Origin of the sequence: Xanthomonas sp. NCPPB 2586, assembly GCF_041475775.2 — a bacterium.
Taxonomy (GTDB): Bacteria; Pseudomonadota; Gammaproteobacteria; order Xanthomonadales; family Xanthomonadaceae; genus Xanthomonas; species Xanthomonas campestris.
The window spans coordinates 221,461-234,225 of the sequence record NZ_CM192981.1 but is presented as its reverse complement, the minus strand read 5'-3'; the positions used below and the strand labels follow the sequence as shown (position 1 = coordinate 234,225).

The following is a 12,765-nucleotide window of genomic DNA, read 5'->3' as shown; positions in this document are numbered from 1 at the left end:
ACCGCTGACGTAATGGCCATTTGCAGCAGCATCGGCTACTGCCCGCCGATGCTGCTGGAGCCAACCAGCACGATGGCTGTTGCAGCGCGATTGCAGCGCGATTGCAGCGCGGCACCATTGCTGGGAATGCCCTCGCGCGCAAGCGCGCTCCTACGTAAGGCGACGGGCCGCCCGAGTGACGCGCGTCTCGGCGCAGGAGCGATGCTGACCACCGCTTGCGGCCGCCGAGCAGAAGTTGCTGCACGTGATTCAGAGCGCTGCCTCCGGGCTTAGCGCAGTGCAGGATTCAGCGTGTAGGTGCCGTGCAACGCCGCCTCGGCCAGTACGTGGCCCTGCATCGCTGCCAGTACATCGGCGGCGGTGAACAGCGTCGGCAGTTCGAGTTGCGCCACGTCCAGCGCGAACACACGGAAGAAATAGCGGTGCATGCGCAGATCGTTGAACGGCGGATACGGGCCGTCGTAGCCCAGGTAGTTGCCGGCCATGTCGGGATTGCCGGCAAACCACTGGGTGTAGGAGTTCAGGCCCTGGCGCGCGCCGGCCGGGCCCGCCGGCTGCTGCTTGCCCTTGGCCACAAAGCCATCGCTGCAGCTGCCGGCCGCAATCTCACGCACGCTTGCGGGGATATCGGCCATGGCCCAATGCACGAAATCGGTGCGTGGCTGATCCACCGGGATCTGTACATCGTCGCGGCCCACCGTTTCCGGCACGGAGGGCACATCCGGGTCCAGGCACAGCAGCGCGAAGCCGCGCGTGCCTTCGGGCACCTCGCTCCAGGCCAGATGCGGGTTGCGGTTGGGCGCAAAGCCCTCCGGCGTGCCGGCGGCAAACTCGGTGGGGATCGGCTTGCCGTTGTCGATGCTGTGGCTGGTCAGACGCATACAGGGTCTCCGTGGAATCGGGGTCACCAGGGTGCCTGGCTCGGCGCGGCAGCGAAAGCCATCGCGGTGGAACCTTCTGTGGCGCAGCCGGGTGGGGTGTGACGGCCAGGGCCTGTTTGGCTCAGTGCGCGTGTGATCCGGTCACAGCACTTCGGAAGCGAGCGAGACGATCTTCATGCATTTCCCGGAACGCAGCTCGCGCGTAGGAGCGGCCTTGGCCGCGAGGGGCTTGATCGGTAACGCTGCATCGCGGCCAAGGCCGCTCCTACGAAAGCGGTAGTGCTTGCGGGACTGGTCGTGTGTGGCTGTCAGTCATGCCGGAAGCAGCTGCACAGCGCTCTCCATGAGCATTGTGCGAAGCGGGCTCCCGACGCGTCTCGCTTCCAGCGAGCATCAATGGCGACACGTCCAACGACGCCACGCCGTGTGATGTGGACCTATGTCCAATCGCCACGGCGAGAGATCGCAAGCGACGCAACTCGTAGGAGCGGCCTTGGCCGCGCGGGGCTTTATCGGTAACGCCCCATCGCGGCCAAGGCCGCTCCTACGAAAGCGGTAGTGCTTGCGGGACTGGTCGTGTGTGGCTGTCAGGTCAGGCCGGAAGCAGCTGCACAGCGCTCACCATGAGCACTGTGCGAAGCCAGCTACCGACGCGTCTCACTTCCAACGCATCAATGGCGGCACGTCGAAGATGCTAGGCCGCTTGACGTGGACGCATGACCGATCGCCGCAGTGAGAGATTGCAAGCGACGCAACTCGTAGGAGCGGCCTTGGCCGCGCGGGGCTTTATCGGTAACGCCCCATCGCGGCCAAGGCCGCTCCTACGAAAGCGGGGGTGCGTGCTTGGCGTGCCGTGTCATGCACCACTCTCCCAAGCACCGGCCGCATCCATCGCGGAGCGGCGGCAGGACGGCGGGCGGGCGGGCGGGCGGGCGGGCAGGCAAGCGGCAAGCGGCAAGCGGCAAGCGGAGCCAGTCTAGGCCCGGCCCGGCGCCGCGCTCAGTCCTGCGGGTACCCGAAGCGCACCGCGATCAGGGTGAGCAGATCGAATTGCGCGCCCAGCACGCCGCGGTAATCGCGCCAGCGGCCGGCGGCCAGCCGGGCCGGGCCGCGTGGTTCGATCAGCGGGAAGGTCAGGCCGAACGCCTGTTCCAGCGCGGTCGAAATGCCCTGCGGGTCGCTTTCGATGCCGTCCAGGCGAATGATGCGATGCGGGTACAGGTCGCGTTCGTGCAGCACCGCCACCTGTTCCAGCATGGTCAGCAGCCAGTCGGTAGCCTGCTGTGGCGACTGCAGCGCCAGCGGCGCGGGCGCGCCGGCCGAGAGCCAGTCCAGCAACATGTCGCGCGGGTCGCGCAGCGCGATTGCCAGGCGGCCCTCGGGCAGGTGCGGGCGCAGCGCGGTCAGCAAGGTGTTGTCCCACCACAGCAGCCAGTCGATGACGTTGCCGTCGTCGATGCCACGGCGCGGCAGCTGCGCCTTCCAGCCTTCCACCAGCGCCAGCGGCGCCAGTTCGCCATTGCCCAGCTGCTCGACGGTGCGGTAGCTCTGCAGCGCATCGGACGGTGGCGTGTTGCCGTAGCGGTCGCCACGCACCAGCGGGGTGGCGGCGTCCATGACCGCGATCAAGCGTTCGACATGCGAGCCGGGCGGCCCCCAGACAAACAGCGGGCGCGCGCTCACCGTGTCCGGAATGCTGCCCACCGGTGGCCACTGCATCGACGGCTTGGCGGCCTGCGGCGGCAACGGCAGGCGGTGCTGGGCCTGTTCGCGGTGGAACTGCATCCAGGTGGCCAGCGCGGCGTCGGGCTGGCCGGCGCGGTCCTGCACATTGCCCAGCCACGGCCGCAGCACGGTCTGCTGCGGGGCGGGCAACGATTCGATCAAGGATTCGACACAGGCGATCGCCGCCGGCGGGTCGCGCTGCAGCAGGGCTTCGACAATGCGCTGCTCGCCGCTGATGCGGCCCGGCTCCACCGCCACGATCTGCCGCGCCACCATTTCTGCCTCGTCGGCATGGCCTTGCATGTCGTGCACGCGCATCAGTGCCTCCAGCGCCGGCAGGTGCTCGGGCATGCCCAGCAGCCAGCGCTCGATCACCGCCTGCGCCTGCGGCCCACCCACCGGCTCCACCGCCAGGCGGGCCAGCCACAGGTCGTGCGCATTGCTGGAGGTGGCCAGCGCCGCGTCCAGGGTGTCGCGGGCATCGTCCACCGCGCCCAGCCGCTCCCAGGCACTCAGCAGCGCGTGCAGGGTGCGGCGATCGGCCGGCCAATGGGCCAGCGCCAGGCGCAGGTGCGCCACCGCCTGGTCCGGACGGCCGGCCTGCAATTCCATCTCACCGGCCAGCCGGCGCATCGCCGGGATGTCGCCACCGGGCTGGGCCAGTACGCCCTGCATTGCACTCAGCGCATCGTCCAGCCGGCCCTGGCGCTGTGCCAGCTGGGCGATGAAGGCACGCAATGCGGTGCCCGGCGGATTCAATTCGACCACCCGCTCGAACGCGCGCTCGGCAAAGGCAAAGTGTTCTTTTTGCAGATACGCAAAACCCAGCGCGAACATCACCCGTGCATCGTCGGGCAGCTGCTCGGCCGCACGGGTCAGCAGCGACAGCGCGCGATCGCTCTGGCCGCGGCGCATCTCCACCACGCCATCGACCGCCAGCAACTGCGGATGCTCCGGTGCCAGGCGTGCGGCGGTGCGGCTTAGCCGCTCGGCCTCGTCCAGGTCGCCACGTGCCACGGCCAGATGCGCCTGCATCACGTAGGCATTGAACTGGTTGGGGTCCAGCGTGGTGCTGCGCGAGAGCGCGGCATCGGCACCAGGCACATCGCGCACGGCCAGCAACAGCCCGGCGCGCAACAGGTGCAGGTCGGCGTCTTCCGGGGTGAGTTCCAACGCGGCCTCGATGCTGGCCAGCGCCAGCACCGGCTGCCCCTGCTGCTGCAACGACAGCCCCAGCCAGCGGTGCGCGGCCGACAGGTCCGGTGCACCGGTCACCCACTCGCGGGCCAGCGCCACGGCATCATCGGCTGCATTGCGGCGCAGGGCTTGGAGAATGGCGTCTTGCATGGCGGCGGGGTGTCCAGGACAAACCGCTATTGTAGCGATGCGCGCTGCGCTGCCGACCTAGGCGATGCCGCTCAAGCGTTCGGCCACCCAGCGCTCGGCAAAGCCGTCGCCGCGGGCATTTTCCAGGAAGCCGCAATGCCCGCCCCAGCGCGCGATTTCCAGGTGCGCGTGGGCCGGCAATTGCCAACCGGCGAAATCGGCGAACGGAATCACCGGGTCGTCTTCGGCCATCAGGATGTCGGCCGGCACCTGCAGCCCGGCCAGGCGGTCGCCGGCAATGGAATAACTGTCGAAATACGCTTCCAGCGAGCCGTGCCCGGTGTGTTGCACCGCCAGCCACGCCATCAGGCCGCGCATGTCCAGCGCCAGGGTGGCGTCGTCGTAACCGTGTTGTTCGGGGAACAGCTTGCGCTTGCGCAGCAGCGATTCACGCCATTTGCGGCGGAAATACCAGTCGTAGAACTGCGGGCCGTCTTCCAGCGCCTGCATGGTCGCGGCCGGATCCAGCAGCGGGCACACCGCGGCCACCCGCGTCAGCGGCAGGCCCGCCGCCGGCGCGCGCAGGCCCAGCCGCAGCGCGAAATTGCCGCCCAGCGAATAGCCGGCCGCCAGCAGCTGCTGCGATGGAAAGCGCCGCCACAGATCGGCGGCCGCGTTGACCACTTCGTCCACCCGATCCGAATGGAACAGGTCCACGTTGAGGTGGTGGGTGCCGCCGTGGTCGCGGAAGTTCAGCCGGAACACCTGGTAGCCGAGCCCGAGCAGGCGCGCGGCGGTGAGCCGCATGTAGTTGGATTCGGCGCTGCCTTCCCAGCCATGCAGCAGCAACACGGTGCCACGCACCGGCGCATCGCCCGGCGGCACGCTCATCCAGCCCTGCAAGCGCACGCCGTCGCCGCCATCGAGGATGTGCTCGGTGGTGCGCGCGCCGGCGGCGGCCAGCAACTGGCGGCTGCGGATGCGGCGCAATGCACTGCTGCCCAGCACCGATTGCACATGCGGATTACGCAGCCAGCGCGGCGGCTGGTAGTCGGAGGCGTTCATGCGCGCGTTGGCGCAGCTGGCGCGACGGCTGGCAGCGGCAGGCGCATGGCCGCCTCAGGACTCCATCGCGGCAAGGATGCGCTGGCGCGAGGTGTCGGCCAGACGGCGCCGCCCGTCGATATCCAGCGCGCCGATCGGCTCGAGAAAATGCACTTCCGCCAGCCGTGAGCGCTCACCGAGCAGCCGCACGATATTGGCGAAGAAACTCTCGCGCTCGCCGAACGCCACAACGGCCTGTGCATTGCCGCGCTCGCCGTAGCGCAACGCCACCGGCTGCACCGGCACACCGGCTTCGACCGCCGCCTGGAAGATGCGTGCATGGAACGGGCCCACCTCGGTACCGCCGCGGGTGCGCCCTTCCGGGAACACACCCACCGGCTTGCCGCTGCGCAGGCGCAGCAGCATTTCCTGCAGCACCCCGCCCAGCGACTCGGTGTTGCCGCGCTGATGGAAGATGGTTTGCCCCTTGGTGGCCAGCCAGCCCACCAGCGGCCAGCCGGCGATTTCGCGCTTGGCCACAAAGCCCATCACCCGCTGGCTGTGCAGCATCGAGATGTCGACCCAGCTGACGTGATTGGCCACGAACAAGGTGGCGCCGGGCAACGGGGTGCCGAAACGGCGCAGGCGAAACCCGAAGATGCGCATCAGCGTGCCCTGCCACCAGCGGATCATGCGCTCGTCCAGGGTGTCGTCGCGGCCGGTGCGGATGCGCGCCAGCGGCGGCGCCACGACACACAGCATGGTGATCGGCAGGCAGACCGTCAGGTGCACGAGCAGCAATGGCACCCGATACAGATAACGGAACCAACGCAGCGCGCCGCCGGCATCGCGCGTGGCGGGCAGGGATGACTCGCTCATTCGAGGAACAGGACCGGAACGGGGAAGGAAGGCGCCACTATTGTGACAGCAGCACGGCCGCCGCGCAGTGCCGGGAGCGGGCGGCGCTGTTCCACCCATGCGCACGCCGGGCGCGCTCAGCCATTGGTGCGCGCCACCACCGCCAGGGTCAGGCGCGAGACACACACCCGTTTGCCAGCCGGGTTGTCGATGGTGATGTCCCAGACGTGGGTGCTGCGGCCCACATGCACCGGGCGCGCGGTGCCGATCACCACGTCCTGGTAGGCCGCACGCAGGTGGTTGGCATTGATTTCCAGGCCCACGCACATCTGGGTGGTCATATCCACGCACAGGTTGCCGGCACTGCTGCCCAGGGTTTCGGCCAGCACCACCGAGGCGCCGCCGTGCAGCAGGCCATACGGCTGCTTGGTGCGCGTATCCACCGGCATGGTGGCGCGCAACCAGTCGTCGCCGGCTTCGGTGAACACGATGCCCAACTGCGCGATCAAGGTGTCGCGGCTGGAGGCGTTGAGGGCAGCGAGGTCGACGGGTTCACGAAAGCGCATGGGCATGGGATCGAGTTGGGGAATCGGGAATCGGGAATCGGGAATCGGGAATCGGGAATCGGGAATCGGGAATCGTAAGAGCATCCGGGAGCCCGCGCGATGATTCAACTGCCTGTTCGTTTGGGCCACACGGTGCGATGCGATTGCCTGCACGCCCATGTGCGCTGCGTTTTTTCAGCGCATGCGGCGCTGCTGCTGCGTGATGCACGCGCGGTACGCCTGCACGCGCTGTTCTACGCACTGCAGCAGGTAATGCCGATCAGAGGATCGGCACCAGCCCGGCGCCGAAGGCGGTCAGCATCCGCACCAGCAGCCACTTCGGGCCAACATTGACCTCGGGGAAATCGCCCACCGCCACGTAGCACTGGCGGAACTGCGGGTCCTGGCGCTTGAGCGGGAACGGGCAGCCCGGGCCCGGCTGGAATTCGTAGTTGGTGGCGTAGCGCCACGGCCAGAAATCCAGCACCGGCAACGCTTCGGACACCTTGCCCACGCTGTAGTTCAAGCCGCTGAGCACCGGCGGCTTTTCGCGCGGCGCTACCGTCCAGGCGTTGTCGGGAGCGATGTCGCGCTCGATGCTGGCGGCCAGCGCCTGTGCAAAGCGCGGATCGTCGATCACCACCGCCGCCTCGGTGTTGTAGTTCTCGCTGCGCGGATCGAAGTTGTGCGTGCCGATCACGCCGATGCGGCGGTCCACTACCAGCGATTTGGCGTGCAGTCCCATGCGCGCACCGGCGCGCGTCACCGGCAACGGCTTGTTGACCGCGCGGGTGCCCAAAAAAGAAGGCCGGGTCTCGGTACGCAGCACGCGGCGGTCGACATCGCTGCCGCCGGGCGTACGCCCGCCGCCACCACCACCGCTGCTGCCACGCACCGCATTGCCGGCCGCACTGCCGCCGATCAGGCGATTGCTGCGGTCGTTCTCGGCGGCCTCGCCCGCGGCGGCCGTCAGCGGGTCGGGCAGCAGGTTGGCGTAGTCGACCGGCGCATCCAGCGGGAACGGCTTGAACTCATACACGTTGAAGCCCAGTTCGCGCATGTTGCGCCGTTTGAACTTGTACGACAGCGCATACACGATGGGGTTGTCGGTGGCCGCCAGGCTGTTGGTGGACACCACGATGCGCGGCGGCTGCGCGCGCTTGCGCAAGGTGCGGAAGATCTCCTGCGCGGGATCTGACAACACCAGATACGGCGTCTGCAGCAGCACTTCCTGCTGCGCTCCGGCGATCAGGCTGTCCAGCTCCGGCGCGGTGGATACCGCCTTGGCGCCATGTTCCTTGCGGTGTTTCTGCGGCAGGTCGGCCACGTACAGCACCCGCTGCACCGGCATTGCCGGGGCCACGAAGGCAGCCTGCACGAACTGCGGATCGTTGGCTTCGCGGTCCACCCGCGCCACCCGCTCGGGCCGGCGGAACTTGGCCGGCGGCATGGTCTGTGGGCCGTCGTCCAGCAACAACCGCCCGACATCGTTGAGCCGCTCGGCCGGGACACTGCGGCGCGCGTTCCAGAACGCATCGAAGTTGACCGCCATCGCGCGCACTTCCGGCCCGGCCAGAATCACATCGCGGTCGCGGAAGTTGTACTCGCTGTCCCAGTCGAAGTAGTCGTCCTGGTAGTTGCGCCCACCAACCACGCCGAGCACATCGTCCACCACCAGCAGCTTGTTGTGCATGCGCTGATTGAAGCGGCGGAAACAGCACACCACGCTGCCGGCGTAGTCGAAGTAGTTGAGCTTCACCTTGCCGAAGGTGGGGTTGTAGATGCGCAGCTGCAGGTTTTCGTGGCTGCTGGCCAGCGCGCCCAGGATCTGCAGATCGGCGATCGCCGAGAGCTGATCGATCAGGATCCGCACCTTGACCCCGCGTTGCGCGGCGGCAGTCAGCGCATCCAGCACCATGCGGGCGCTGTCGTCCTTGTCGAAGATGTAGGTCTGCAGGTCGATGCTGCGAGTGGCGCTGCGGATCAGGTTCAGCCGCGCAACCAGCGATTCCTCGCCCTTGTCCACGATGGTGGCGTAGTGGCGTGGCGCTGCAGCGGTGGAAGCGGTGATGGCGTCGCCGCCCAACGCGCGCAGCGGCGAGGGCTGGGCGCAGCGATCGGCCTGGGTGCAGGTGACCACGGTGCTGCGCGCGGCCACGGCAATGCCGGCGGCACGGTGACGTTCGGTTTGCGACAGGCCGGCGCATCCGGTGCCGAGCAACAAAGTTGCCAGCACAAGAATCCTCAACAAGGACGTCACGGGCGCCGGACCTCCTGCAGCCGCCCACGGAGAATGAACGTCACCCTGTCGCCCAGGGCCATCTGCCACGCATTCATTCCGTAACGTCCACGCAGGACCGTACCTCGACTGATCACATCGCAATCATAGCCCGGCCGCGCGCATTCAGCCGGCACCACATGCAGGGTCTCCACATGGGTGATTCCACGGATGGTCAGGTTGCCGGTGATCTCGCCGCCCCGCTTCACCACCTCGGCGGAGTACGGAAACGACTCGAATTCCACCACCGGATACTGCGCCACGTTGAAGAAATCCTCGCCGCGCATCCACGCGGTGTAGCGGTCCTTGCCCGGGATTTCCACCTGTGCGGCATCCAGACGGAAGCGCACCTGCTGGCGCCCGTCCGCCGATTCGGTCAGCTCACCCCGGAACCGCGGGAACAATCCCTCGATCTTCATCCCGAAGCGGGTTCTGATCTCGAACCCGAAGCGCGATTGCACCGGGTCGATGGCATGCACCTTCTGCTGGGCCACGCAGGGCAACGCGACCCACAGCGCGAGCCAGGCAACCCAGCGCAGCGACAGTGGCACGGATCAAGGCCACCAGAAGGCGGTCAGCCGGGCGATGCCGGGTTCGATGGCCGCATCCAGCGGCAAGGCCAGCAGGGCGATCGAAGCGGTGGGCATGCCGCGGTAGTCGCCGGTCTGGCCGCTGTGCATCAGCGCGGCCAGGCGTTCCAGGCCCGGATTGTGGCCCACCAGCAGTAACCGTTCGGCCTCGCGGTGCTCGTCCAGCACGCTGGCCAGGGTGCCCGGGGTGGCCTCGTAGATGCGCTCGTCCAGGCGTTGTTCGATATAGCCGGTGAGCTCGAGCACCGCCTCCAGGGTTTCGCGGGAACGCCGGGCCGGCGAGCAGAGCACGCGGTCGGGCACCAGGTGTTGTTCGCGCAGCCAGCGGCCGGCGGCTTCGGCCTCGGCAATGCCGTGCGGCGACAGGGGGCGGTCGAAATCGGCCTGGCCGGTGTCGGCCGGTTCGGCGTGGGCGTGTCGGAGCAAGATCAGTTCGCGCATAAGGGCTTTCCGGTCCTAGGCTTTCTTGAGCCACTTCAACAGCGGCTCCCAGTCCTGTTGATGGTCGCGCACCTGCGCAGAGCGGTAGTCGAACAAGCTGCGCCCCAGCCCGGCCATCACCACATAGGCCTGGGTGTCGCGCAGTTGGGTCACCAGCGGATACGGCCAGCTGCCGATCATCTCGGCGGCCTGTTGCGAGGTCTGGGTCCACGGCCGGGCGCGGTTGAGCACCAGGCCCACCGGCAGCTTGCGCTGGTGCACGCGCGGCACCTTGGCCAGGGTGTTGAGGAAGCCGACCACCGCTTCGATATCCAGCGCCGAGGACAGCACCGGCACCACGATGGCGTCGACATGGTCCAGGAAGCCGCTCAGGTCATCGGCCATCGCGCCGGCCGGCGCATCGATGATCAGCTGGTCGGTGCCATCGGGCACGGCGGCCTGCCAGTTGCGGCGCCGGGTGGCGTCGATCGGCAGGACCGCGCTTTCCAGACTGGCGCGGCGTTCCGCCCAACGGGTGGACGAGCCCTGTGGATCGGCATCTGCCAGCACGGTGCGCTGGCCTTGCAATGCCGCGTGTGCGGCGAGGTTGGTGGCGATCGTGGTCTTGCCTACGCCGCCTTTGGAGCCGGCCACCAGGACTGTCTTCATGCACGCCTCGCTTCCGGGAGCAAGCCGGCAGCGTACACCGCGGCCGGGTGAGGAAGTAGTCGAAACACGTTAAACGCACCACGGCGTTGCCTATCGCAGTGCAGCATCGTGTGCGTGCGGGAACGCAGGCGTTGGCACCAGCCATCACGCATAGCGCTTGGCCAGCGCTGCGGTGATACCTCCAAAACGCAACGCCCGAGCCAGCAAGATCAGCGGACACGGGACCAAGCGTGATGGGTGTGGCCGATCGGCAGCGCGCACCAACCAGGCGCCTTGTCGATCAGTCTGCAGTTGAAGACCTGCTCATCCGCAAGACAACCGCGCTGCCTGCTGCTCCGACGCGCGTGCTGCCCGCAGCCTTACTGCACCGAAGCGCTCGGCTGCCAGCCGGCCGGCGGTTGCGTGGCAATGCCCTGGCGCTGCAGCAGCGCACGCAAGGCCGGCACTTCACCGTGAGCCAGCACCGCATCCCCATCGGACACCAGGCCTCTACCAGCGCCGGCAAGGCCCTGCTGTTGCTGCTGCAGCCATGCCAGATCACGTACCCGGGCCTGCCACCGCGTTGCGTCGGCGCCACTGCTGAGGCTGGCCATGCGCTTTGCACCGATCAGGGCGGTGGCCAGCGTGGACTCGTCCTTGGCCACATTGCCCAGCACCGCCATGCATTCGTCGCGCAGCGCTGGAGTTACCGTGGCCGGATCGCAACGGCGTACCAGCGGGCTCAATGCCGGCAATGCGTGCGCGGACCACGCCGCCATTGCAAACAGCATCGCGGTGTCTGCGCCGGTGGAGGGCAGGCCACGTGCATCGAGCTGCGCGCGCAGGCTGACCGAGGTCAGCACCGGCCATTGCACATCGGCATAAGCAGCGTGCAAGGCCTGGCCCAGGGCCAACGCGCCACTGTCGAAATGGTCTGCCTGCACCGCGGCCTGCCAGGCGCGCTCGGCAGCGGCGGCATCGCCACGCCGTTGCGCCGATGCGTAGGCGCGTAGATGCACATCGGCGTTGCCGGCATCGGCCTGCTCCAGGAAGGCGAGCGCGGCGAGCGGGTCGCAGCGCAAGCCAGCGGGGCAGCCCAACGCTTCCATCCGCGCCACCAGCAGGTCGCGCGGCCGCGCGTCCAGCGCGCGTTGCAGCCAGGCGCGCTGGAGCGGCGCGTAGCCGGCGCGCGCAGCGTCGGACTCGGCATCAGTTTCGGTGTCGATCCACAACAGGCCGGCCAGATACAGCGGCCCGGGCTTGCCGCTGTCAGCCATGCTGCGCAGACGTGCCTGCAGCGTCTCGCCGACCTGCTGTCCCCACTGCTGCACCAGCGGATCGTTGGTGGGATCAGCCGTGGGAGCAGCGGCGGGCGCGGCGGAGGCCATGCACGCGCTGCCCAGCCAGAGCAGCACCGTGCTGCCGATCAATCGTGAAGTCCGCATCCGTGTGCCTTGTCCTGTGAGGGCGCGCATGCGCCGCCGGCCAGCATTTCATGCACGGGCACGCGCATCAAGCCGCCAGGCGCGCCAGCAGCCATGCCCAGGCCGGCAGGGTGAGCAGCGACAACAGGATGCTGTAGCCCACCATCGCCGCCGCCAGACGTGGCGCCAGGCGGTGCGAAATCGCCAGCGCCGCGGCGGTGATCATGGTCGGCATTGCCGATTCGAGCACATTGGTCTGCAGCATCTGGCCCTGCAGGCCGAGCGCCCACGACAGCGGCAATGCCAGCACCGGCATGACCGCCAACTTGAACAGCAAGCCCAGCGCCAGTGGCTTGAGTTCCTGCGCCGGCAAGCGCAATTGCAGCGAGAACCCGACGGCCAGCATCACCAGCGGCAACATCGCATCGGCCAGGCTCTTCAACCCCGAACCGATCCAGGCCGGCGGCTGTTCGGGCATCAGCGTCAACGCAAATACCAGCGCCCACAGCGGCGGAAACCGCAGTACCCGCGCCAGGATCATCCGCGCGGTGGGCGGGGTGTCGCCGCTGTAGCGTGCCAACACGTACAAGCCGAAGGTGGACAGCAGCACGAAGGTGCCGAACTGGTCGTAGACCACCGCATACGGCAAGGCGTGGTCGCCGATCAGCGCGCGCACCATCGGAAAGCCGATGAAACTGGAGTTGGTGAACACCACGCACATCAGCAGCGCGGCGTATTCGTCGCGGGGCACGCCGAGCAGACGGCTGCAGCCCCACAGCATCGGCACGATCAGGGCGGTGAGCAGCCAGGGCGTGGCGATGACGCCGCCCAGCGAGGCATCCAGGTGCAGCCGCGGGACATAGGTCAGCACCGAGGCCGGCAGGCAGATGTACAACACGATGCGGTTGAGCACATCGGCGCTGTTGTCCGGCAGCACGCGCAGCCGTGCAAACACCAACCCGAGCCCCAGCATCGCCAGGATCAACGCAAATGCATCCACCGCCATGGCGTGGTCATGTCTTCGAA

11 protein-coding genes are annotated in these 12,765 nt (G+C 68.0%); all 11 read right to left on the bottom strand.

Annotated features, from left to right (window positions below):
* Nucleotides 1–269: 269 nt before the first annotated feature.
* Nucleotides 270–881, bottom strand: coding sequence for a YbhB/YbcL family Raf kinase inhibitor-like protein (locus tag ACCQ09_RS00975; RefSeq protein ID WP_011269463.1), 612 nt, complete (start codon nt 879–881; stop codon nt 270–272).
* A 999-nt stretch (nt 882–1,880) separates the two neighbouring features.
* Nucleotides 1,881–3,953, bottom strand: coding sequence for a tetratricopeptide repeat protein (locus tag ACCQ09_RS00970; protein WP_040940347.1), 2,073 nt, complete (start codon nt 3,951–3,953; stop codon nt 1,881–1,883).
* 57 nt (nt 3,954–4,010) lie between these two features.
* Nucleotides 4,011–4,997 (bottom strand): YheT family hydrolase, encoded by a 987-nt coding sequence (locus ACCQ09_RS00965; RefSeq protein ID WP_019237115.1) that lies wholly within the window; start codon nt 4,995–4,997, stop codon nt 4,011–4,013.
* A 54-nt stretch (nt 4,998–5,051) separates the two neighbouring features.
* Entirely contained in the window at nt 5,052–5,855 is an 804-nt protein-coding gene (locus ACCQ09_RS00960) for a lysophospholipid acyltransferase family protein (protein ID WP_011035436.1), read from the bottom strand.
* Nucleotides 5,856–5,971: 116 nt separating this feature from the next.
* Nucleotides 5,972–6,400: a hotdog fold thioesterase gene (locus ACCQ09_RS00955; RefSeq protein WP_011035435.1), complete on the bottom strand. Its 429-nt coding sequence runs from the start codon at nt 6,398–6,400 to the stop codon at nt 5,972–5,974.
* Between the two features lie 259 nt (nt 6,401–6,659).
* Nucleotides 6,660–8,639, bottom strand: coding sequence for a phospholipase D family protein (locus ACCQ09_RS00950; protein ID WP_040940346.1), 1,980 nt, complete (start codon nt 8,637–8,639; stop codon nt 6,660–6,662).
* Entirely contained in the window at nt 8,636–9,208 is a 573-nt protein-coding gene (locus tag ACCQ09_RS00945; RefSeq protein WP_012436993.1) for a YceI family protein, read from the bottom strand. Before ACCQ09_RS00945 ends, ACCQ09_RS00950 begins: the two co-directional genes overlap by 4 nt.
* Nucleotides 9,209–9,211: 3 nt before the next feature.
* Nucleotides 9,212–9,688, bottom strand: coding sequence for a SixA phosphatase family protein (locus tag ACCQ09_RS00940; RefSeq protein ID WP_011035432.1), 477 nt, complete (start codon nt 9,686–9,688; stop codon nt 9,212–9,214).
* Between the two features lie 15 nt (nt 9,689–9,703).
* Nucleotides 9,704–10,336, bottom strand: coding sequence for a nucleotide-binding protein (locus ACCQ09_RS00935; RefSeq protein ID WP_011035431.1), 633 nt, complete (start codon nt 10,334–10,336; stop codon nt 9,704–9,706).
* A gap of 359 nt (nt 10,337–10,695) precedes the next feature.
* A complete protein-coding gene (locus ACCQ09_RS00930; RefSeq protein ID WP_040940345.1) occupies nt 10,696–11,760 on the bottom strand; it encodes a hypothetical protein in 1,065 nt (354 codons plus the stop codon).
* Between the two features lie 67 nt (nt 11,761–11,827).
* Entirely contained in the window at nt 11,828–12,745 is a 918-nt protein-coding gene (locus ACCQ09_RS00925) for an AEC family transporter (protein WP_011035429.1), read from the bottom strand.
* Between the last annotated feature and the right edge of the window lie 20 nt (nt 12,746–12,765).

Excerpts from the sequence above, each read along its gene's own strand:
- ACCQ09_RS00975 (WP_011269463.1), bottom strand. The coding sequence starts at position 881 with ATGCGTCTGACCAGCCACAGCATCGACAACGGCAAGCCGATCCCCACC.
- ACCQ09_RS00970 (WP_040940347.1), bottom strand. The coding sequence starts at position 3,953 with ATGCAAGACGCCATTCTCCAAGCCCTGCGCCGCAATGCAGCCGATGAT.
- ACCQ09_RS00965 (WP_019237115.1), bottom strand. The coding sequence starts at position 4,997 with ATGAACGCCTCCGACTACCAGCCGCCGCGCTGGCTGCGTAATCCGCAT.
- ACCQ09_RS00960 (WP_011035436.1), bottom strand. The coding sequence starts at position 5,855 with ATGAGCGAGTCATCCCTGCCCGCCACGCGCGATGCCGGCGGCGCGCTG.
- ACCQ09_RS00955 (WP_011035435.1), bottom strand. The coding sequence starts at position 6,400 with ATGCGCTTTCGTGAACCCGTCGACCTCGCTGCCCTCAACGCCTCCAGC.
- ACCQ09_RS00940 (WP_011035432.1), bottom strand. The coding sequence starts at position 9,688 with ATGCGCGAACTGATCTTGCTCCGACACGCCCACGCCGAACCGGCCGAC.
- ACCQ09_RS00935 (WP_011035431.1), bottom strand. The coding sequence starts at position 10,336 with ATGAAGACAGTCCTGGTGGCCGGCTCCAAAGGCGGCGTAGGCAAGACC.
- ACCQ09_RS00930 (WP_040940345.1), bottom strand. The coding sequence starts at position 11,760 with ATGCGGACTTCACGATTGATCGGCAGCACGGTGCTGCTCTGGCTGGGC.
- ACCQ09_RS00925 (WP_011035429.1), bottom strand. The coding sequence starts at position 12,745 with ATGGCGGTGGATGCATTTGCGTTGATCCTGGCGATGCTGGGGCTCGGG.